Annotated in this window: 20 protein-coding genes, 1 pseudogene and 1 riboswitch; of the genes and pseudogenes, 9 read left to right on the top strand and 12 right to left on the bottom strand. The window is 67.2% G+C overall.

From position 1 onward, the window contains the following. Window positions 1-11: 11 nt before the first annotated feature. The gene (locus MP11Mi_RS12225; RefSeq protein WP_420042085.1) at window positions 12-650 is read left to right on the top strand and encodes a response regulator transcription factor; all 639 of its coding nucleotides are present in this window, start codon (window positions 12-14) and stop codon (window positions 648-650) included. A gap of 1 nt (window position 651) precedes the next feature. On the opposite strand, the gene MP11Mi_RS12230 is transcribed toward MP11Mi_RS12225, so the two are convergent. Beyond that, window positions 652-789, bottom strand: a complete 138-nt coding sequence (locus MP11Mi_RS12230; protein WP_420039187.1) for a hypothetical protein — start codon at window positions 787-789, stop codon at window positions 652-654. Here MP11Mi_RS12230 and MP11Mi_RS12235 point away from each other — a divergent pair. Continuing rightward, window positions 788-1,243, top strand: coding sequence for a peroxiredoxin (locus MP11Mi_RS12235; protein WP_420039188.1), 456 nt, complete (start codon window positions 788-790; stop codon window positions 1,241-1,243). The genes MP11Mi_RS12230 and MP11Mi_RS12235 overlap by 2 nt on opposite strands. Window positions 1,244-1,263: 20 nt before the next feature. Here the strand turns inward: MP11Mi_RS12235 and MP11Mi_RS12240 are convergent, their stop codons facing one another. From MP11Mi_RS12240 to MP11Mi_RS12255, 4 genes are read right to left on the bottom strand one after another with little or no spacing between them, the layout of a single operon-like run. Further along, window positions 1,264-2,892 carry an ABC transporter ATP-binding protein gene (locus MP11Mi_RS12240; protein WP_420039189.1) on the bottom strand — a complete coding sequence of 543 codons (1,629 nt, stop codon included), beginning with the start codon at window positions 2,890-2,892 and terminating at the stop codon, window positions 1,264-1,266. Continuing rightward, complete coding sequence (locus tag MP11Mi_RS12245; RefSeq protein ID WP_420039190.1) at window positions 2,889-3,803, bottom strand: ABC transporter permease; 915 nt, start codon at window positions 3,801-3,803, stop codon at window positions 2,889-2,891. The genes MP11Mi_RS12240 and MP11Mi_RS12245 overlap by 4 nt, the downstream gene beginning before the upstream one ends. Then, a complete protein-coding gene (locus MP11Mi_RS12250; RefSeq protein ID WP_420039191.1) occupies window positions 3,800-4,759 on the bottom strand; it encodes an ABC transporter permease in 960 nt (319 codons plus the stop codon). The genes MP11Mi_RS12245 and MP11Mi_RS12250 overlap by 4 nt, the downstream gene beginning before the upstream one ends. Window positions 4,760-4,761: 2 nt before the next feature. Beyond that, the gene (locus MP11Mi_RS12255; RefSeq protein ID WP_420039192.1) at window positions 4,762-6,351 is read right to left on the bottom strand and encodes an ABC transporter substrate-binding protein; all 1,590 of its coding nucleotides are present in this window, start codon (window positions 6,349-6,351) and stop codon (window positions 4,762-4,764) included. 156 nt (window positions 6,352-6,507) lie between these two features. Here MP11Mi_RS12255 and MP11Mi_RS12260 point away from each other — a divergent pair, with 156 nt between their 5' ends. From MP11Mi_RS12260 to MP11Mi_RS12270, 3 genes and pseudogenes are all read left to right on the top strand, one after another. Then, entirely contained in the window at window positions 6,508-8,847 is a 2,340-nt protein-coding gene (locus tag MP11Mi_RS12260) for an arylsulfatase (protein ID WP_420039193.1), read from the top strand. A gap of 212 nt (window positions 8,848-9,059) precedes the next feature. Then, on the top strand, window positions 9,060-10,040 hold the full coding sequence (locus tag MP11Mi_RS12265; protein WP_420039194.1) for a TauD/TfdA dioxygenase family protein: 981 nt from the start codon (window positions 9,060-9,062) through the stop codon (window positions 10,038-10,040). Window positions 10,041-10,202: 162 nt separating this feature from the next. Beyond that, window positions 10,203-10,661 (top strand): annotated as a pseudogene (locus MP11Mi_RS12270) (enoyl-CoA hydratase-related protein); the annotation flags it as partial. A 35-nt stretch (window positions 10,662-10,696) separates the two neighbouring features. Here the strand turns inward: MP11Mi_RS12270 and MP11Mi_RS12275 are convergent. Further along, a complete protein-coding gene (locus tag MP11Mi_RS12275; RefSeq protein ID WP_420039195.1) occupies window positions 10,697-11,242 on the bottom strand; it encodes a hypothetical protein in 546 nt (181 codons plus the stop codon). A gap of 109 nt (window positions 11,243-11,351) precedes the next feature. Between MP11Mi_RS12275 and MP11Mi_RS12280 the strand changes: the two genes are divergently transcribed. Both MP11Mi_RS12280 and MP11Mi_RS12285 read left to right on the top strand, forming a co-directional pair. Next, window positions 11,352-12,464 carry a sensor histidine kinase gene (locus tag MP11Mi_RS12280; RefSeq protein WP_420039196.1) on the top strand — a complete coding sequence of 371 codons (1,113 nt, stop codon included), beginning with the start codon at window positions 11,352-11,354 and terminating at the stop codon, window positions 12,462-12,464. Next, window positions 12,461-13,129, top strand: a complete 669-nt coding sequence (locus tag MP11Mi_RS12285; RefSeq protein ID WP_420039197.1) for a response regulator transcription factor — start codon at window positions 12,461-12,463, stop codon at window positions 13,127-13,129. The genes MP11Mi_RS12280 and MP11Mi_RS12285 overlap by 4 nt, the downstream gene beginning before the upstream one ends. Here MP11Mi_RS12285 and MP11Mi_RS12290 read toward each other — a convergent pair. Next, entirely contained in the window at window positions 13,111-13,509 is a 399-nt protein-coding gene (locus MP11Mi_RS12290; protein WP_420039198.1) for a DoxX family protein, read from the bottom strand. The two genes, MP11Mi_RS12285 and MP11Mi_RS12290, sit on opposite strands and share 19 nt — an antisense overlap. Window positions 13,510-13,604: 95 nt before the next feature. Next, a riboswitch (guanidine-III (ykkC-III) riboswitch) is annotated at window positions 13,605-13,668 on the top strand. Between the two features lie 11 nt (window positions 13,669-13,679). Between MP11Mi_RS12290 and MP11Mi_RS12295 the strand changes: the two genes are divergently transcribed. Continuing rightward, window positions 13,680-13,994: a DMT family transporter gene (locus tag MP11Mi_RS12295; protein ID WP_420039199.1), complete on the top strand. Its 315-nt coding sequence runs from the start codon at window positions 13,680-13,682 to the stop codon at window positions 13,992-13,994. Between the two features lie 76 nt (window positions 13,995-14,070). Here MP11Mi_RS12295 and MP11Mi_RS12300 read toward each other — a convergent pair whose 3' ends face one another. The 5 genes from MP11Mi_RS12300 to MP11Mi_RS12320 all read right to left on the bottom strand — a co-directional run bounded on the left by MP11Mi_RS12300 (window position 14,071) and on the right by MP11Mi_RS12320 (window position 19,444). Beyond that, window positions 14,071-14,280 (bottom strand): CsbD family protein, encoded by a 210-nt coding sequence (locus MP11Mi_RS12300; protein ID WP_420039200.1) that lies wholly within the window; start codon window positions 14,278-14,280, stop codon window positions 14,071-14,073. Between the two features lie 152 nt (window positions 14,281-14,432). Next, window positions 14,433-14,927: a MarR family winged helix-turn-helix transcriptional regulator gene (locus MP11Mi_RS12305; protein ID WP_420039201.1), complete on the bottom strand. Its 495-nt coding sequence runs from the start codon at window positions 14,925-14,927 to the stop codon at window positions 14,433-14,435. Between the two features lie 24 nt (window positions 14,928-14,951). After that, window positions 14,952-15,818: a 3-hydroxyisobutyrate dehydrogenase gene (gene mmsB, locus MP11Mi_RS12310; protein WP_420039202.1), complete on the bottom strand. Its 867-nt coding sequence runs from the start codon at window positions 15,816-15,818 to the stop codon at window positions 14,952-14,954. After that, window positions 15,815-16,990: an acyl-CoA dehydrogenase family protein gene (locus tag MP11Mi_RS12315; RefSeq protein ID WP_420039203.1), complete on the bottom strand. Its 1,176-nt coding sequence runs from the start codon at window positions 16,988-16,990 to the stop codon at window positions 15,815-15,817. The genes mmsB and MP11Mi_RS12315 overlap by 4 nt, the downstream gene beginning before the upstream one ends. 75 nt (window positions 16,991-17,065) lie before the next feature. Then, window positions 17,066-19,444, bottom strand: coding sequence for an acetyl-CoA acetyltransferase (locus MP11Mi_RS12320; protein WP_420039204.1), 2,379 nt, complete (start codon window positions 19,442-19,444; stop codon window positions 17,066-17,068). 128 nt (window positions 19,445-19,572) lie between these two features. Between MP11Mi_RS12320 and MP11Mi_RS12325 the strand changes: the two genes are divergently transcribed. Further along, window positions 19,573-20,844 (top strand): hypothetical protein, encoded by a 1,272-nt coding sequence (locus MP11Mi_RS12325; protein ID WP_420039205.1) that lies wholly within the window; start codon window positions 19,573-19,575, stop codon window positions 20,842-20,844. Window positions 20,845-20,866 lie beyond the last annotated feature (22 nt).

Raw genomic sequence — 20,866 nt, forward strand, 5'->3', positions numbered from 1 at the left:
CGAGCCGGATCATGCTGGTCGACGACGATCCGCTGGTCCGGTCCGGCCTGCGGCTGCTCCTCGGCGGTGACCGTGGACTCGACGTCGTCGCCGAAGCGGGTCACGGGGGCGACGCGCTCAACCAGCACGCGATCGACCCCGTCGACCTCGTCCTGATGGACCTGCGGATGCCGGTGATGGATGGGATCGCTGCGACGGCCGCGTTCAAAGCGTTGGATCGGGCGCCGTCGGTGATCGTGCTGACGACGTTCGACGCCGACGACTATGTCGTGCGTGCGCTCGCCGTCGGTGCGGACGGGTTCCTGTTGAAGGACACGCCGCCCGCCGACATCGTGGCGGCGGTCAAGAACGTGTTGAGCGGGCAGCCCGCGTTGAGCCCGTCCGTGACGGCGGCGCTGATCAAGCAGGTTGTCGTTTCGAACGGCGCCGACCGGTCGCAGTCGGCCGAACGTGCGATCGCCGACCTCACCGACCGTGAGCGGGACGTCGCGACCTGCCTGGCGAAAGGTGCGTCGAACGCGGAGATCGCCGCCGAACTGTACATGGGCGTGGCCACTGTGAAAGCTCACATCTCACATATCTTCGGCAAGCTCGGTGCGTCCAATCGCGTTCAGGTCGCGATCCTCATGCACGATGCGGGGCTCGTCTGACTCAGGCTTCACGCAACGCCGCGGCACCGCGCCGCCGCATGCTGATCGCGACCGTGCGGCGGGCCTGGTGCGGGCTCGGCTCGACTGCCCGTGATCGCCCGCGACATGTCGTGCGGACGCCGACTACGGTGGAGTCCATGAAGACCGGTGATCGTGCCCCTGACTTCGCGTTGCCCGACCAGAACGGGCAGACGCGCCGACTCTCCGAACTCCTCGCCGACGGCCCCGTCGCACTGTTCTTCTACCCGGCGGCGTTCACGCCGGGGTGCACTAAGGAGGCGTGCCACTTCCGGGATCTCGCAAGCGAGTTCACGCAGGCGGGAGTGCAGCGTGTCGGGATCAGCCGGGACGAGGTGTCCAAGCAATCGGATTGGACTGCGAAACATTCGCTCGACTACCCGCTCCTGTCGGACGTGGACGGGAGCGTCGCCCACGACTACGGCGTTCGACGCAGCGGCCTGCTGTCGTCGGTCATGCCGACCAAGCGCACCACGTTCGCGATCGGATCGGACGGCGTGATCGCCGACGTGATCGCGTCCGAGGTCAGCATGGGGGTACACGCGGACCGCGCGTTGCAGGCGCTCGGAGCGTGAGCTAGACCGGTACAGCCGACTCATACCGGGACGGCACGTCTCCCGGCGCGATCCCGGTCGGGATCGGGAACCGGGACGGCGGCGACGAGCGAGCGCGTGTAGTCGGTCGTCGGCGACGCGAACAACGCGTCGGCCGCCCCGGTCTCCACGACGCGGCCGGACCGGAGGACCGTCACCCGGTCGGACACCTGCCGGACCACCGCTAGGTCGTGGCTGATGAACAGGGCAGAGAATCCCAGCTCGGCCTGCAGGTCGGCGAATAGTTCGAGCACCCGCGCCTGCACAGACACGTCGAGAGCGCTTGTCGGCTCATCGGCGATCAGCAGTTCCGGATCAGCCGAGAGAGCACGCGCGAGCGCGACGCGCTGACGTTGTCCGCCGGACAGTTCGTGCGGCAGCCGTGACGCGAATGCCGTCGGCAGTTGCACGGCCGACAGCAGTTCGGTCACTCGTTCGGCGCGCCACACCCGACTCCCAACGCCTTGGATGTCGAGTGGTTCCCGGATCGACTCGGCTACCGAGAACCGCGGGTTCAGCGACGCGGACGGGTCCTGCGGCACGAACGCGATCCGCCGTCGGACGGCCTTGAGCTCCTTGGCGGACAGGTCTGCGATGTCGTCGCCGTCCACGAGGATCCGTCCGGACGCCAGCGGCAGGATCCCACCGATGGCGCGGCCGAGGGTCGTCTTTCCGGAGCCGGATTCGCCGACGACGCCGAGGACTTCACCAGGAGCCACCTGCAGCGACACGTCCCACAACGCGGTGTGCGCCCCCGCTCCGTAACGGCCGGGATGCGTCACGGTGATGGCGTCTACCCGCACCACCGGATCATCGGCGGCGTCGACTCCCCGGCCACCGGCTTCGCCTGCCGTGACGTCCAGGCGGGGAACCGCGGCCAGCAGTTGGCGGGTGTACGGCTGTTGCGGGGCAGCGAAGATCTCATGCACGCCAGCAGTCTCGATGGTCTCGCCCAACTGCACGACGACGACTCGGTCGGCGATCTCGGCGACGACCCCGAGGTTGTGGGTGATGAGCAGGATTCCGGCTCCGGTCTTGTCGCGGAGCCGGACCAGCAGTTCGAGGATCTCTTGCTGCACCGACACATCGAGCGCGGTAGTCGGTTCGTCGGCCAGCAGCAGAGCGGGGTCGCTGGCGAGAGCGAGGGCGATCACGACACGCTGCTTCTGGCCCCCGGACAATTGATGCGGGTAGTAGGCGTCCCGGGACTGCGGCTCCGGGATCTCGACCAGCGTCAACAGTTCGACGGCGCGGCGACGCGCTTCACTACGAGAGAGCTTGCGATGCCGGGTCAACGCCTGTCGCAGCTGCCAACCGATGGTCTGCACCGGGTTGAGTGCGGTCTGCGGCTCCTGGAAGACCATGGCGACCCGGTCGCCGCGGATGGCGGTGAGCTCCCGCTCGGATCGGCCGAGGACTTCGACGCCGTCGACTTTCACCGAGCCCGTCGCGGCGGCGCCCGCCGGGAGTAGGCCGATGGCGGCGCGCGCGGTCATCGTCTTACCCGAACCGGATTCGCCGACGAGCGCGACGATCTCGCCGCGGTCGACGGACAGGCTGATGCCCGCGACGGCGGGGCGAGGGTAGTCGAACCTGACGTGCAGGTCGGACACTTCGAGGGCGAGTGTCACAGGCTTCTCCGGTCGTTAGAGATCGACTGCGCGATCAGGTAGAGGCCCAGGACGAGGGCCGAGATGACGATCAACGGTCCGACGGAGAACCACGGGTTGGTCTCCAGATAGCTGTTGCCTGCGGCGAGGACACCGCCGAGTGACGGTGTCGGCGGGACGACGCCGATTCCGAGATAGCTCAAGGCGCCTTCGATGAACACACCGAGCGACAGCGACAGCGCGAACTGCACGCCGAGTGCTTCCACCGAGTTCGGGAAGACGTGCTTGAGCAGGATGCGTGGCGTGCTCGCACCGCTGACTCGTGCAGCTTCGACGTACGGCTGCTCGCGGATCCTCAGGACCGACGTCCGGACGAGCCTGCCGAAGACGGGGATTTCGGCGATCGCGATGATGATGCCGACGGTCAGCGTGCCTGGCCCGAGGATCGCGGTGAGCGCGATGCCGAGAATCAGAGCGGGAAACGCGAGGATCACGTCGAAGACGCGTTGAGCGAGAGCGTCCAGGCCGCGCACCGAGACGGATACGAGGCCGACGAGCGTCCCGATCGCCGCGCCGACCGGGACGGCGATCACGATGATCAGCAGATCGATGCGGATGCCGACGAGGACACGGGTGAGGACGTCGCGGTTCACGTCGTCGGTGCCGAACCAGTGGTCGCTGCTCGGCGGGAGCAGATACGCGCCGTCGATCTGCTGCTCGGCGCCGTACGAAGTGAACAGCGGGCCGAGTAGTCCGGCGGCGACGACAGCGAGAACCAAGACCGTGCCGAACAAGCCGCTGCCGTGGAACAAGCTGCGGTACAGGGGTTTTCGGGGACGGATTTCGTCGCGGTCGGCGGGCGACTCGGGGACCAGGCCCGGATCGATCCCGTCGACGCGAATGCCGTTGCGGGAGACGTCTGTGGTGGTCATCGGGAACCTGCCAATCGGATACGGGGGTCGAGCCAGGCATGGACTACGTCGGCGGCGAGCTGGATGAGCACGAACACTGACACCGACAGGAGGATGAGGATCTGCACGAGCGGGTAGTCGCGCGAGGAGATGCCTTCTTCGGTGAGCATCCCGAGCCCCGGCCAGCCGAAGATCGCTTCGACGAGGACTGCTCCGCCGAGCAGTGCGCCGACGATCAGCCCGAACGCGGTGATCGTCGACGGCAGCGCATTCCGGAGCGCGTGTTTGAGGACGACGTCGCGGCGGGACGCCCCGGTCGCGATCGCGGTGATCGCATAGGGCTGGGCGAGTTCGGTCTGCAGGGACTCGGTGAGGAACCTCGAGAGCATGGCCCCTGCGGGGAGCCCCAGTGTGACGGCAGGCAGCACCAAATACTGCGCGGTGATCCACAGGTCGTCGCTCAGGCCGTCGGGCGGCGTCCCGCCCGCGGGCAGCACTCCGCCGCCGACGCCGAACGCCGCGATCAGCACGGTGCCGACAACGAATGTCGGCAACGCGATAGCGACCGCGTTCACGCCGGTGAGGAGGGCGTTCACCGCTCGGTTCGGTCGGATCGTCGCGGCAAGCGACAATCCGAACGCGAGCAAGATCGCTAGGACTCCCGCGGTCACGGTCAAGACGAGGGTGTTCGTCAGGCCGAACGACACGAGGTCGCCGATGTCGCCGCCGATCTGGTAACTCGTACCGAAGTCGAGGGTCAGCACGCTGCCGAGCCACGCGAAGTACTGGACGAAGAACCCTCGGTCCAACCCGAGATCGTGCCGGATGGCAGCGAGATCCGCCGGGGTGGCATCCGGGCCGGCGAGCGCGGACTCCGGTCCGCCCGGGATCAGCCGGAGTACGGCGAAGATGAGCAGGGACGCGGCGACGAGGACGATCAGCGCCGTCGGGATACGCCGCAACAGGTAGCCGGTCATGGTTACGCGCTCCGATCGGGGTCGGTGAGGCTGGTCTTTGCGAAATGGAGTTGGACGCGGTGATCCCACCCGACGTCGCGGACGTCGGGTGCCGCCGTGACCCGTGTCAGGAGCACGCCGATCTCGATGAGGAACAGATCGTCGAGCCACACCTTGTCGAGGCGTCGGTAGGCGGCGACCGCTTCGGGCGACGTCGGATCCGGGGTGGCCCACGCGGCGTCGGCCGCCGCCGAGTACTCGGCGTTCACAAAATTCGACGAGTTCTTCTTGGCGTTGAACGGGTAGGCGCTGACCGCGAGCGTCGACGGCGTGAACTGGGCGAACGCGTGCTGCAGGATCCACAGCCCGGGGAACTGTGAGCCGATCAGCTTCTTGGCCTGCACCGCCTCGTCGTTGGGCACGAGGTTCACGGTGATCCCGATGTCGCGCAGATTGGACTGGACGATCTCGGCGATCACCCGGAAGGTGTTGCCCGTCGACGTGTAGTCGAGGTCGATCGGCCCGATTGGGCCGACGCCGCGCAGCAGTTCTCGCGCCTTGTCCACGTCCCGGCGGTACGTGTGGTTGGCGGCCTCGTCGTAGGCGGGGGAGGTCTTCGGCCACGGCACGTTCACCGGATAGCCGGAGCCGCGGTACACGTCGGTGATGATGCGTTCCCGGTCGACGGCGAACGCGATCGCTTTACGGACCCGCGGATCGGCGAGCGCCGGGTTCGCTACGTTGATACCGACGTACACCTGTGACTCGGCTCCGGTCAGCTGGATGTCGGTGAAGCCGTAACGGGTGGACGCCAACTGCTGGTCTTGCGCACTCAGCTCTTCGGCAATGTCGAGTTGGCCGGTCCGCAACCGGGTGTACAGCGACTTCGGGTCGGTGGCTTCGACGAGCGTCACCGCGTCAAGCGGTGGGGCGCCGCCCCAATAGTCGTCGTTACGCACCATTCGGATGGTCGAGTTCGGGGTCCACGACTCGAACCGGAACGGACCTGTCCCGTTGAACGTCGTGCCAGCCTTGAGGCCGTCGAGGGTGTCGCCGTCGAGGATAGGTGCGGAGTCGAGAAGGTCGAAGATGTTGCTCACCGGATGTGCGAACGTCAACCTCACACGATGCGGATCGCTCACGTCGTACGCGGTGATCGCGGCCGCGGTTCGTTTGAACTGCGGGGTCCACGGGCCGCCGAGGTAGGCGAGGATCGACGATTTGACGTCGTTCGAGGTGAACGGCTTTCCGTTGTGGAACGTGACGCCTTCGCGCAGGTTCAGGGTGAGGGCGAGTCCGTCCGGTGCCAGCGTCCACGACGTCGCCAGCGACGGCTTCGGCTTCGACGATTCGGGCGGGTAAGTGACCAGCGTGTCAAAGACGTTGGCGACCACGTGGCCGTTCGGCCCGCCGGTCCCGATCTGCAGGAACTTGGCGGGGGAGAGGTCGCCGATCACACCGACGCGGAGTTCGCCGCCTCGCTGGACGGGGCCGGTCCGGGTCGCTGGGCCCTGCTGCGCGTCGACGGCGCTGCGGCATGCGGTGAGCCCGACGACGGTGACGAATGTCAGGACCAGTGCGCACACAGCGCGCAGGCGTCTGGATCGGAACATGAGTTGGGGCTGCTTTCTTGATTCGGCGGACAACGGCCGCCGGGAGGCGAGCGACTGGCATCGAATGATTCGCCACAGAAGCGAATTTGTAATCACTTCCACTCACCGAGAATTAAATCTTTGCACGCTGTATATCGTGAGGCGCATTCTTTCGATATGACTCAGGAGATTCCCGATTACGCTCGCGGATATGGCGGTTTCGGCGGCACTGTGGGGCGGACCAGTTCGCAGTCGACACCATGGTGGCCTGCGGACCGAACACCGGAGAGTAAAGCGCCGAACATAGTCGTCGTTCTGATCGATGACATGGGATATTCCGATATCGGTCCGTTCGGATCGGAGATTCCGACGCCGAATATCGACCGCATCGCGGACACCGGGTACCGGCTGAGCAACTACCACACGACGCCGGTCTGCTCGCCGGCCCGCGCCGCGCTACTGACCGGCGTCAATCCTCACCGTGCGGGGTACGGCAGCGTAGCCAACTCCGATCCCGGTTTCCCCGGGCTGCGGCTGGAACTGGCCGACGACGTGCTGACGCTCCCGGAGATTCTGCGCGAGTCCGGCTACGCCACGTTCGCCGTCGGCAAGTGGCATCTGGTCCGAGATGCCGACATGAGCCCTGGCCGATCCCGCCGGTCATGGCCGTTGCAGCGCGGATTCGACAGTTATTACGGCTCGCTGGAGGGGCTTAACTCGTTCTTCCACCCGAACCAGTTGATCGCCGACAACTCGGTGGTCGACGTCGACGAGTACCCCGAGGGCTACTACGTGACCGACGACCTGACCGATCGGGCGGTGTCGCAGATCAAAGCGCTGCGCGCCCACGATGCCGATAAGCCGTTCTTCCTGTACTTCGCGCACATCGCCATGCATGGTCCGCACCAGGTGAAGGCGGACGACCTCGACCGGCATCGCGGCCGGTACGCCGACGGCTGGGACGAGGTGCGGCGACGTCGATTCGCTGAACAGGTCGCCTCCGGCCTGTTCGACCCGGGTACGCCGATCGCCGAACGCAACACCGAACCCGGCTACGACGCGCCGCCGTGGGACAGCCTCTCGGACGTGGAGAAGGACCGATTCCAGCGCTACCAGGAGGTGTACGCCGCGCTCGTCGACAGCGTCGACCAGAGCGTCGGCCGGCTCCTCGACGTGCTCGACGATCTGGGGGAACTCGATGACACCATTGTCGTGTTCACTTCCGACAACGGCGGCACCGCGGAGGGCGGACCCGTCGGAACCCGGTCGTACTTCAGCCAGTTCGTGCACGGTCCGGTGCCACCGGACTGGGAGCGCGACGTGCCGCACGACGAGTCGTTGATCGGCTCCCCGGAACTCGGCGTGCACTACCCGCGCGGCTGGGGGCAGGCGTCGAACACACCGTTCCGCTTCTACAAGGGCCAAACCTTCGCGGGCGGAGTCCGGGTACCGTTCGTCATCTCATGGCCCGGCGGGCTGGCGCGCGACGCCGACGACAACGGAGTGCGCAGGCAGTTCTCGTATGTCACCGATCTCGCACCGACCCTGCTGGACCTCGCGGGCGTCCAGACGCCTGCCAGGCGACACGGACGACCGGCCGCCGACCGAGACGGCGTCAGTATCGTCGACGTGCTCCGCGACGGCGACGCGGTGTCCCCGCACACCGAGCAGTACGCGGAGTTCGGCGGACACCGCGGCTTCTACCGCGACGGGTGGAAGCTGCTGTCGCTGCACGACGGCGACCCGTCGCACGTCGATCGCCCCAGGTGGGAGCTCTACGACATGCGAATCGATCCGGCTGAGACGCGTGACGTCGCCGCCGAGCATCCCGACATCGTCACCGAACTCGCGGCGGCGTGGGACCAAGCGGCCTGGCGCAACACGGTGTTCCCGCTGTTCGACACGCCGGGCGACGCCCAACGCAGGCGGCCAGCCGAACGCGAACGGTACGAGTCGAACGTGCGGATCCTGGCGGGCGCTCCGCCGCTGGAGCGGTACCGCTCGAGCAGGCTCATCGCGTACCGGGACTTCGAGGTGATCGTCGAACTCGACGGATGGTCGCCGGACGACGAGGGCGTCCTCGTCGCACATGGTGACGTGCAGGGCGGCTACCTGCTGGCTGTGGAGGACGGGCAGCTCACGTTCGTGTTCAACTCGTACGGCCGGATCAGCCGGGTGTCCGGGATCCTGCCGCCGGGCACCAGGTCAGTCACGCTCCGAGCGGAGGCGACAGCCGATGTGCGATGGAACTTCACGGTCAGCGCGGCGGGCTCCGACGGCGAGATCACCGTCGCGGAGTTGCCTCGCGCGGTGCAGCTGGTCGGTATGGCACCGTGGACCGGCATCTCGGTGGGACTCGACGCGAGGGGGCCGGTCGATCCGGAACTGCGTCGTCGACGAGGCGTGTTCCGCGCACCGTCGAACCTGGTCGCAGTGTCCTACCGTCCGGGAGAGGTCAAGGTTCCCGCCGCTGTCCGAAAGGCGATCGACGAGCAGGCCGAAGATCTCGCAGACTGACCGATCGGCACTTGAATTCACCGTGAATCTATCTCTGGATGATTAGCGTGGTCGCATGATTGACTGACATCACCGAATCGGTAGAACTCTCTTTTATCAGCGGATCGCGTAGTGGAGAATTCAGTTCGACATCCCCTATTCGTTCATCCGTTGGCTCCGCACTTACTCATCGGATAGACATATCCGATGCCCAGATGAAAGGCGATAAAACAATGACCGTCACCGTCTCCAATTCCACCGACCGTGATCTTGAGATCCAGTCTGTCTATGCCGACGCGGGGATCACCGTCGACCGACTCGGCGAACACATCGGCGCGCGTATCGGCGGCGTGCGGCTCGGCGGAGACGTGCCGTCGGACCAGATCGAGGCGGTCCGGCTGGCGCTCGCCGTGAACAAGGCCATCGTCTTCACCGGACAGGGCCATCTCGACGACGACAGCCAGTACGCGTTCGCGCAGCTGCTCGGTGACCCGACCCTGCCGCACCCGACTGTCACGTCGCGTGGCGACCAGTTGTTGACGATCGAGGGCGCCGCGAACAGTTGGCACACCGACGTCTCGTTCGTCGACCGCATCCCGAAGGCGTCGATCCTGCGCGCGGTCACTTTGCCGACCTGGGGCGGCGCCACCACATGGGCGTCGACCACAGCCGCGTACGAGCAACTCCCCGATAGCCTGAAGGCGCTCGTGGACAACCTGTGGGCCAAGCACACCAACTTCTACGACTACGTGACCAACGACGTCGACATCGACGACACCCAGGTCGAGCGTCGCGTCGTCCACTACGAGGAATTCACGAGCAAGGAGTACCAGACCATTCACCCGGTGGTCCGGGTGCACCCGGAGACCGGTGAGAAGACCCTGCTGCTCGGCCACTTCGTGAAAGAGTTCATCGGTCTCAAGCCCGCCGAGTTCAGCGCCGTCTACCAGCTTTTGCAGAACCGGATCACAAAGTTGGAGAATACGTTCCGCTGGAACTGGAGCCTTGGCGATGTCGCGATTTGGGACAACCGCGCCACCCAGCACTATGGGATCGCCGACTTCGGCGCGCAAGACCGCAAGCTGCACCGCATCACCCTCGCCGGCGACGTTCCGGTGAACGCCGACGGCCGCACGGGAGAGATCCTCACCGGCGACGCGTCGCACTACTCGGTGATCGAGGAGCCGACGCGGCTGGCGCCGTTCGCCGGCTAGATCGGCCTGCGGGCACAGGTGCTGCCGGATTAGCCTTGCCCCACGGGTGCGAGCGTGACATATAAGACGGAGTCGGCGTCCTGACGCTGGACGACGAACGGCGACGCAACCCCCTGTCGCTCGCGACGATGCGCGAGGCGACGGCGGGGTTGCGCCGCCTTCATGGTGGTCGCCGCGGGCTGTCAACTCGTCGCGATGTGCGACCTGGCGATCGCATCCGATGCTGCGCGGTTCTGCACACCCGGCGTCAAGATAGGTCTGTGCCGTTCGACGCCGATGGTGGCGTTGACTCGCGCGGTCGGACGCAAACGCGCGATGCACATGCTGTTGACCGGCGAGATGGTCGACGCGGCGACCGCCGTCGACTGGGGGCTCATCAACGTCGCCGTCCCCGCAACCGAACTCGACAAAACCGTCGCCGACCTTGCCGGACGCATCGCATCGTCGAGCAGCGACACCCTCGCGATCGGCAAGCGCGCGTTCTACGAGCAGATCGATCGGGCCGAACCTGATGTGTACCAGGCGATGTCGGAAGTCATGGCGACCAACGCGATGGCGCCCGACGCGCAGGAGGGGATGGGAGCCGTCTTGCACAAGCGTCCCCCCGTGTGGAGTTCGTGACGCCGCACCGAGCTCGGCGGAGGTAGCGGAGGGGATCAGTCTCGACTGAGCGAATACCAGACCGGGCCGGTAAGCAACCAGATGACGGTGACCGTGCCCAGGATGCCGAGGCCGCCGACCATGGCTTCGCGTTGCGCGGAGTCGGCGACAGTGACACCGAGGAGGCCGGTGATCGCGACGGCGATGCCGACAGCGCCGAGCCACCGTCCGAAATCGGCCCACTCGTAGCGTCGCCGTTCCGGGCCAGAGGCCGGCACCTTGTGGGGTTCGGGACCGTCCGCGAAGCGGTGGGCGAACCGGGCATCAGCCCACGCGATCATCCGATGCCCGAACATGACGGTGCAGCCGAGGTAGATCGGCGCCAGACGGTGTGCGAAACCAACCTCGCCACCGTGCGCCAAGTCGATCGTCACGGCGACGAGCAACACCACGTCGATGAGGGGCACGCATGCCAGGACGATCATCGACGGACGCGGCTTCCGCGCGAGGTAGCGCAGGGCCAAACCGCCGACGACGAACACCCAGAATCCGATCTCGCACGCGGCGATCGTGACGAGGACGGGGTCGGCGAAGTCGTTCATGGCTTCAGCGTCCACCCGAATCGTGGCGTGCGCATCCGTCAGTCGGCGCGCGCGGGGTCCGACTTTCGGGGGACCCGAGCAGGCCGGGAATGTGCTGTAGTGGAAAGCGATGAAGTCTCTGCTGGGCGAATCCGACCTGTCGCGGCCGGCGAACCTCGCCGCGGTCGGCACGTTCGCTGTCGGGCTTCTGCTGTGGGCGTGCGGCGCGTTCACATTCTTCTCCGACCACGACGTTTACCCGTGGTACATAAAACTGCTGCTGCTCACGGCCGCTCTCGGCATCGCCCTCGCCGCCCGCGCACGTCCCGCGCTCGCGTTCGGCGTGATGTGCGCGCTGCTCGCGGTCGACGCGGTCTGGGGGCCGTCGCTGCCATTGTGGATCGCGATGTCGGACGTCGTGTTCCTGTGCGCGGTGCGCGGCTCGCGGACCGTGCAACACGTCGTGGTGGCCGTGTGTACGCTCCTGACGCTCGGGCTCGCCGTCGTCGGTGCGCTGGCCGGCGGTGTGCGGGTCGGCGTTCTCGTCGGGCTGATCGGCATCGCCTTCCTCCTGTCACCTTTCACCTACGCACTGGCGGTGACCTCAGCCAGGCGGGCGTCCGACGCGGAGAAGACGGCAGCGATCTCCCGAGCCGATGCCGAACGGACCGAGGCGCTGTCTGACGAGCGTCGCCGCCTGTCACGTGAACTGCACGACACGGTCGCCGGGCACGTCTCGGCCATCGCGATCCTGTCCGAAGCCGCTCGGGACTGTGACGAGCCGTCCGTGATCGTCGACTCGATACGCCGGAACAGTATCGCCGCGCTCGGTGAGCTCCGCGCGATGATCGACGTCCTCGCCGCTGACGGCGACGAGAGGACCACCGTTCGTTGGACCTCCCTCGAACCGTTGATCGCCGCGGCCGACGCTGTCGGATCTACGGTCACGGTGGACGGCGACCCGGCCGATCTGCCGCATCAGGTGGAAGCGGCACTCACCCGGATCGCGGGTGAGGCACTCGCCAACGCGACGCGACACGCGCCCGGGCGCACGGTGAGCGTCGTCGTCGCCGAACTCGCCGACCGGGTGCGGTTGACGGTGCGCAACGAGATGTCCTTCCCGCCCGCGGCTGCGGGTCGAGGGATAGTGAACATGCAGGTCCGGGCGGAGAGCATCGGCGGCCGAGCCGATGCCGGACCCGACGGGAATGAGTGGATCGTGACCGCAGAGGTACCCCGATGAGTGAACAGCGGCGGACGGTGAGCGGCGGGCGAAGAGTGCGCGTGGTGCTGGCCGACGACCATGCGGCGGTCCGCGAAGGACTCCGCATGGTGTTGGAGGCGTCCGGACGGATCAGTGTCGTCGGAGAGGCCGCAGACGGCGCCGCCGCGATCCGCACCGCGGCTCAGGTCCACCCGGACGTCGTCCTAATGGACGTCCGGATGCCACAGGTGGACGGGATCTCCGCGACAGAGACGATCACCGCGTCGACCGGCGTGCGTGTCCTGGTGCTGACGACGTTCGGCATCGACGACTATGTGCTCGGCGCGCTCGCCGCGGGTGCGTCCGGGTTCTTGCTGAAGACGGCGTCGGGCGCGGAACTCGTCGACGGGACCCTACGCGTCGCGGCAGGCGACGCCGTTCTCGACCCAGAGGTGACGCGAGTCGTCGTCGACGCCATGCGTGGACGGTCCGCGACCGCAGGCGCCGATCTGTCCGCGCTCACCGAACGGGAACGAGACGTTCTCGCCGGGATCGGCGCCGGACTGTCGAATATGCAGATCGCGCGGCGACTCGACATCGGGGAGTCGACGGTCAAAACCCATGTATCCCGGGTGCTGATGAAGCTTGACGCGCCGTCACGCGTGCAGGCAGCGGTGGTCGCCGTTCAGGCGGGACTCGTCTGAGACCGGACGGACTGCGCCTGGGGCGGACCCGTCACCGCGAGAGTCGAATAAAACGCGAGCATCGACGACGACGCCGCGAAGTTGAGACCGATGTCGCGGGTGCGGACGTGCGAGCCGACAGCGAGGACGAAATAGATCGTCAACATGACGGTGGTGAGGCGGGCGAGGCCCGGGAACCTGGGCGCGGCGGCGAGCCCGACCGCCGACACGCCTTTGACAATCGGGAAGATCCAGCGGTACTCGGCCGGAAACTCGACAGAGTCCAGACAGCGGGCGATGTAGGGGATCGGCCCGATGCACGCCACGGCGTCAGCGGCCTGACCGGCAGCCGCGAGCCGGTAGACGACGGGTTCGCGGACCAGTTCTCTCGGGTGACTCATGTACTCACGGTAGGCCCGCCTATATCGAGTATCAAGGTGATCGACTCCACCACATCAGGCCTTCACCTGGGATACCGCGGTGCGTATTCTCGACCGTGTGGCCGCGTCTGCGGCCCCGGACGAGCCCGCCGTACCCGGTCCGCGACAAGACGGTGGAGACGGGAATCGTCATGTCATGGATCGTTCTAGTGATCTCGGGTCTCTTCGAAGCCGTGTGGGCCACCGCGCTCGGCAGATCCGAAGGGTTACACCGACTCTCGCCGACAATCGTGTTCTTCATTGCGCTCGTCGTCAGTATGGGTGGACTCGCGTACGCGATGCGCGACCTCCCCACGGGTACGGCATACGCGATCTGGGTTGGCATCGGTGCGACCGCGACGGTCATCTACGCGATGGCCACCGGTACCGAGGCCGCGAGCCTGGCGAAGATCGTCTGCATCGTGGCGATCGTCGGCGGCGTCATCGGACTGAAGCTCGCCGCGTGAGGCTCAGACGTTCGTTCTGACCGACGTCAAGAGGCCGGGCCCGCAGCGCGGTCCCGGCCTCTTGCGTCAGTGAGAGTCAGCGCCCCGACAGCTTGTCCTTGACGGAGTCGATGCCGTCCTTCACCTTGTCGGCGGCTTCGGTGATCTTCTCGCGGGCACCCGCGAGGCCTTGGTCTGCCTGGCCCTCTTGCTTAAGGTCGTCATTGTTGGTGGCCGCGCCTGCGGCCTCCTTGGCGCGACCCTTGAGGTCGTCTGCCTTGTTCTGAGCGTCGTCTGCGATTCCCATGTGATACCCCTCCGATAATCGAACACGACCGAGCGGTAGTTCCCCGTTCGGTGTCGTCTGTGAGGACGACACCGTCTACGGTACCGCGCTCACGAGAACGACGTCGGGGACCGCATTTTGCGCGGCAGGCGGCGGACATCGACTGTCGGCTTTCAGAAGTCCCCGTGGGACTGCCGCAGAGTGCGGATGGCGTCGACTAGCGCGCGTGACTGGTCGGGTGGCAGACCGATGTCGGCGAACACCGAGTTCAACGCGACAGTCGCCTTCTCGACGAGGTCGCGTCCCGAGTCAGTGATGGCGACCAGCGTTGTGCGACCGTCGGTCGGGTGGGGACGGCGTTGCACGAGACCGACGTCGACGAGACGTGCGACGGCGTTCGTCGCGGAGGACACGTGGACCTGCAGACGGTCACTGGCCTTCGAGATCGGCAGCGCTCCCGAGCGGCTAAACGCCAACAGCCGCAGAAGTTCGAACCGCGCGAACGTCAACCCGAACGGTTTCAGCTCAGACTCCACGCGAGCGAGCATGATCTGGTGCGCGCGCATCACCGAGGTGACCGCCTCCATGCCGTCGGCGACGTCGCCGCCCCAACCCGCGTCCTCCCAGTGGGAACGGGCCAATGCGATCGGATCGTTCTCGTCGCGCACTGGCCCCTCCTCCACTGGGTGAAATCACTTCAGGGTGTCGATTATGGCACTGAAGTCGAGGTGGCCGTTCTCCGCGGCGAACGCCGAATAGAGTTCGGCGGCGTGCGTGCCGAGCGGCGCAGACGAACCGGCCGTCGACACCGCGGCCATCGCGAGGCCGAGATCCTTGTTCATCAACGCGGTCGCGAAGCCCGGCTGGTAATCGTTCTCCGACGGCGCGCTCGGGACCGGACCGGGGACCGGGCAGTTGGTGTGCAACGCCCAGCAGTTGCCGGTCGCGCCGGTCACCACGTCGTACAGTGCCTGGTCGGCGAGGCCGAGCTTCTCCGCGAGGACGAACGCTTCGCCGACCGCGATCTGCTGGACGGCCAGGATCATGTTGTTACACAGCTTCGCGGCCTGCCCATTGCCCGCGCCGCCGCACGGCACGATCTTGCCCGCCATCGGATCGAGGACCGGTTGCGCGGCTGAGACCGACGCGTCGTCGCCGCCGACCATGAATGCCAACGTGCCCGCCGTCGCGCCCTTCACGCCGCCGGACACCGGTGCGTCAACCTGCAGCATGCCTGCCGCGGTCGCCTGAGCGTTCACTTCGCGCGCATCCTCTACGGAGATGGTCGACGAGTCGATGAACAGCGTGCCCGCGGCGGCGCGGTCGAGCACCGACGCGTAGACGCCCTTCACGATCGCGCCGCTCGGCAGCATGGTGATGACGGCGTCGGCGCCGACGACCGCTGCTTCCGCGCTCTCCACCGAGGTGACACCGTGCTCGACGGCCGCGGCGACAGCGTCGGCCGACAAATCGAATCCGACGACCTCGTGTCCGGCGGAGATCAGGTTCGCGGCCATCGGCCCACCCATGTTGCCCAGTCCGACGAATGCGATCTTCATCGCGTTTTCCTTTCGTTGCTGACGCGGGCGGCTTCGGCACGGCCGATCACCATCCGCATGATCTCGTTGGTTCCTTCCAGGATGCGGTTCACGCGCAGATCGCGGACGATCTTCTCCACACCGGTCTCGTGGAGGTACCCGTACCCGCCGTGAAGCTGCAGTGACTGATCGGCGACGGTGAAGCACGCTTCAGTGACGAACCGCTTGGCCATCGCGCACAGTTCCACCTTGTCTAGGTCGCCCGAGTCGAGTGCGTCGGCGGCCCGCCACAGCATCAGACGCGACGCTTCGAGGTTCATCGCCATGTCGGCGATAGTCGCGCGGATCGTCGGCTCGTTGATCAACGGAGCGCCGAACGCCTCACGGTCCGCGGTATACGCAAGCGCCGCGTCGTAGGCGGACTGCGCGCCGCCGAGTGAGCACGCCGCGATGTTGAGGCGGCCGCCGTTAAGTCCGTTCATCGCGATGGAGAAGCCGGTGCCGTCGCCGTCGGGGCCACCGAGCATCGCGTCGGCTCCGACACGGGCGTCGTCGAAGATCACCTGGGCAGTCGGCTGGTTGTGCCAGCCCATCTTCGCTTCGGCCGGACCGAACGACATTCCCGGCGTCCCTGCGGGGACGATGAACGTGGAGATGCCACGGGGGCCGGCGTCGCCGGTCCGTGCCATCACGATGTAGACGTCGCTGACTCCGCCGCCGGAGATGAACTGTTTGCTGCCGCGCAGAACGAACTCGTCGCCGTCGCGTCGCGCCGACGTCGACAGGGCTGCCGCGTCCGACCCCGCGCCAGGCTCGGTGAGGCAATAGCTGGCGATCGCGTCCATCGACGCCATCCGCGGCACCCATGTGCTGCGCTGCGCCTGCGTGCCGTACGTGTCGACCATCCACGTGCACATGTTGTGGATTGAGAGGAACGCTGCGGTCACCGGGTCGGCTTTGGCGAGTTCCTCGAAGATTCGGACGCCGTCGATGCGCCGCAGGCCGGAGCCGCCGACGTCGTCGCGCGTGTAGATGGCGGCCATGCCGAGCGATGCGGCTTCGACCATCTCGTCGACGGGGAAGTGCTTGGTCGCGTCCCACTGCAGGGAGTTCGGGGCCAGGCGTTTGCGGGCGAAATCGCGTGCGGTGTCGACGACGAGCCGGTCGTCGTCGGTCAGAACTGGATAGGGCATGCCGCAAGAATAAACTTGGAAGTCCAACTAAATCAATAGGTTGGACTTCCAAGTTTTATCTGCGATCGCCTCGGATCAACGGCCGGTCCATCGCGGCGGGCGTTTTTGCACGAACGCCATGATCCCTTCGGTGGTGTCCGGGCTGACGAGGATGTCGTCGAGTACCGCCAGGCTGTCGCGGACCGCGGTCACCGTGTCGGGTGTGGCGTCCGCCGCGGCCATCGTCGAGAGCGATGCCCGAACGGCCGCGGGCGACGCCGCGAGAATCTCCTGGGCGACCGCGCGAGCGGTGTCCAGAACCTCGCCGCGTGGTGCGACCCGCGAGATGAGACCGTGCGCGAGCGCCGCGGCGGCGTCGACGCGTCGACCGGTCAGAATCATGTCGCGGGCAAGCGCAGGAGGCAGCACCCGGGGTAGCCGCACGAGGCCGCCCGCGGCCGCGACCAGCCCGACCTTCACCTCCGGCAGGCCGAAGGTCGCCGATTCGTCCGCGATGATCACGTGGCACGCCAATGCGATCTCCAGGCCGCCGCCGAGCGCGAAACCGTTCACCGCGGCGATCACCGGTTTCGGCAAGGTGGGCCGTGCGGTCAGCCCAGCGAACCCGTTCTCCGGCATCGACAGGCCGGAGCCGCCTGCGCTGGCCGCGAGGTCGTTGCCCGAGGAGAACGCCTTGTCGCCCGCACCGGTCAGGATTGCCACCCACAGTTCGGGATCGGCGAAGTACGCGTCGAACACGGCGTCGAGTTCGGCGTTGGTCGTCGGGCTGATCGCGTTCCGGGAGTCTGGTCGGTTGATCGTGACTTCGAGGACGCGTCCGTGACGTTCGACGATCAGATGCTCGTACTCGGCGGCGAACGCGGGTGTCGGCCGCGGGTGGCGTTCATCGAGTTCGGCGCGGGTCGACGTGACCACGTTCGCCTGCGCGGACGATCGCGCGTACACGGTTCGGCCGATCGGATCGTCGGGTCCGCACAGCAGGTCGAGGAGGCTGTCGCCTTCTGCGGTCGCGATGAACCGGGTGCCGTCGTGGAGTCGGCCGATCACAGTGCCCGCGCGGTCGGCCCGGTCGGGATTCAGGACGGTGAACGACTCGATGACGGCGCGACCGTCCGCGTACCGGGTGATCGGGACGTCCGGGGCGGCATCGAGTTCGCGCTGAACGGCGGCCGAGGTCGGCGGCCGCCACTCGGCCGGAGCCGTCGAGTAGACGCCGACCGAGTACTTACTGAGGATGCCGCCGTTCGCGGCCACCAGTCCGAAGGACCCGGGGGCTCGACGGGCACGGTCGACGATCTCGGCGATACCGTGCATCGAATAGTTGTTGCCGGGGCCGCCGAAGTAGGGGAGTCCGCCGGTCGCGGTGAGGCCGCGTGGATCGTCGGGGTCAAGGCCGAACGCGTCGGCGACGTTCGACACCGCGATCGGGAAACAGCTGTAGATGTCGAGTGCGTCGACGTCGCGGAGTCCGATGCCCGCCATCTCCAACGCCGAGTGCACGGCGGCGACGGCGGAGGGGGCCTGCGAAAGGTCCGGACGTCGCATCATCGGCTTCTCGCGCAGGTCGGCGTATCCGTGGAGGAACACCCACCGCGACGGGTCGATGCCTGCGCGCCGTGCTGCGCCGACCGACATCAACACCACCGCCGCAGCCTGGTTCACCTGGTCGCGGGAGACGAGTCGCCGGGTGTACGGGACGCAGACACGGCGGTTCTCGTCACTTGGGACGGCGAGGTCGGCAGCCGAGTAGACGTGGCCGGTCGACGAGTGTGGGTTCCCTGCCGCGATCTGTGACATCGGCGCGAACAATGCGCCCATCTGCGCCGCGTATTCGGCGCGCGATCGGCCGAGGCGGTGGCGGCGGGCGTTCTCGAGAATCGAATACTGGGCGATCGGGACCATCACGCCGTGACGGACCTCGTCGACTGAGGTGAGTCCGGCGATCCCGAACCCGCGGTCTTCGAGCTGCCCGCCGACCTTCTCGGTGTAGTCGGGACGGCTATCGGACTTCTTGGCGGCTCGCACCGTCGACATCACTTCGGCGCCGAACAGGAGGACCGCGTCGGTGTGCCCCGCGCCGATCTCGGCTCCGAATTCGGCGACCAAATGCTGTGGGCTCTGGCCGCCGGTCACTTCTTCGACGGCGTGCCGCGGATCCATTCCGGTCCGCTGTGCGACGGCGCGCGGCATGTTGTCTGGACGACCGAGCGGCGATGACGACGCCGGACTCGACTTCTCGAACGAGCGGACCGCGGCCGCGACGTCGATCAGCCCGGCCACCGCGGCCTGGTCGACTCCGGTGTCGGCGAATGCTTCACGGACCGCGATCGCCGCGAGATCGGCTTCGCCGAGCATCTTGTAGTCGGGGTCGTCCAGCCGTTCGGACGCCTGCCCGACGCCAACGACGATCGGAGTGGCCGGGTCGATGTCACCGGCAGCGATGTTGTCATCCATGAATGGCATTATTCATCTGTCGTCCGGTCACTGCTCGTGCCCCTCCTGCCCGCGTGCTGGCCGAGCACAGTCGAGACCTTTTACGCTGGTCGTGCGGAGCCGAGACCCGAAGGAGCAACGTGCACACGATGGCGCCTGCCGACGCGGCCATGTACTGGGCGTCGAGGTTCGCTGCGAACGACCAGTTCCTGCTGTTCGCGTTCGATGCGTCGACGGCGGCGTCGCCGCAGTCGTTGGTCGCTCAGGTGCGTCGGAGCGCGGCGGCGGTCGCCGATCTGCATCTGGCCGTCGAGTCGGTTCCCAGCGATCTCGACTTCCCTCGCTGGGTGCCCGCGGCGGTCCGGGACGACGCGGTCGTCGTCCGGCCCGGTCCGTACGACTGGGCCGGTGTGCTCGGTGAGATCGCTGGCGTCCCGCGGTTGTGGGGGCGCGAATTGTGGAGAGTTCACGTCTTCGACGGGGTATCGGGTGTGCACGGGGCGGGTGGGCCGGCTCGGGTGGCGGTGTTGCAGATCTCGCACGCGTTGGGCGATGGTCGACGCGCATCGGCGATCGCCCGCGCGTTGTTCGGCGGAGAGTTCCCCGGAACTGCTCGTGACGCGCCTGTCTCGGTCGACACCGGTATGCTCGCGGCGCTACGCGGCGCAATCCTGATCGGGCCGCAGGTGATGCGTGCGACCGTGCTCGGTGTCGGGGCGTGGACGGCGTCGGACCATCGACGCGTCGCGGCCCCGGTACCTCTGACGCGCGGGAACACCGATCCTGGCGCCACTCGTGAACTGCGCACCCTCACGATGCCGGTCGCGGCGGCGAAGGCGGGAGGACGATCGGTCACCGCTGGCGTACTCGCGGGCATCGCCGACATCCTCCCGGGCTTTCTGGACGCGCCCGCGCGTGACGCCTGCGCCGAGGTCACGGTCGCGTTCGCCGACCGGCCGGAGGCGCAAGTATTGGCGCGCAATCGTTTTCAGACGGCCGGGGTCAACTTGCACGCGGACGAGCGCGACCGGGCACGCCGGGCCGGATTGATCGGTGACGAACTGGCGGCCGCGCGCCGCCGCATCGACTCGGCCGCGTTGGTCGCATCCCGCCGTGCCGCGGGCGCAGCTCCGGCAGTGCTCGCCGCGGTCGCGGTCCGGCTCGGCGCCGACGCGCCACCGCCCGCCGCAGTGTCCGGATGGACGGTCGTGTCGTCGGTGAACCGCGGTCCGGCCGACCTGACGTTCGCGGGCGGACGCGTACTGCTCACCGCTGGCTTCCCGGCCCTGAGCTGCGTCCATTCGCTCACCCACGGCGTGCACGGCATCGGTGACACTGTCACCGTGTCCGTCTGCGCGGGCGGGACGATCGCCACCGACGTAGACCGGTACATGACGCTCCTGGAGCAGCGCTTCCGCTGACCTGCCGAACTAGCCTCGCGCG

The sequence above is a fragment of the Gordonia abscondita genome (genome assembly GCF_032711245.1).
Taxonomy (GTDB): Bacteria; Actinomycetota; Actinomycetes; order Mycobacteriales; family Mycobacteriaceae; genus Gordonia.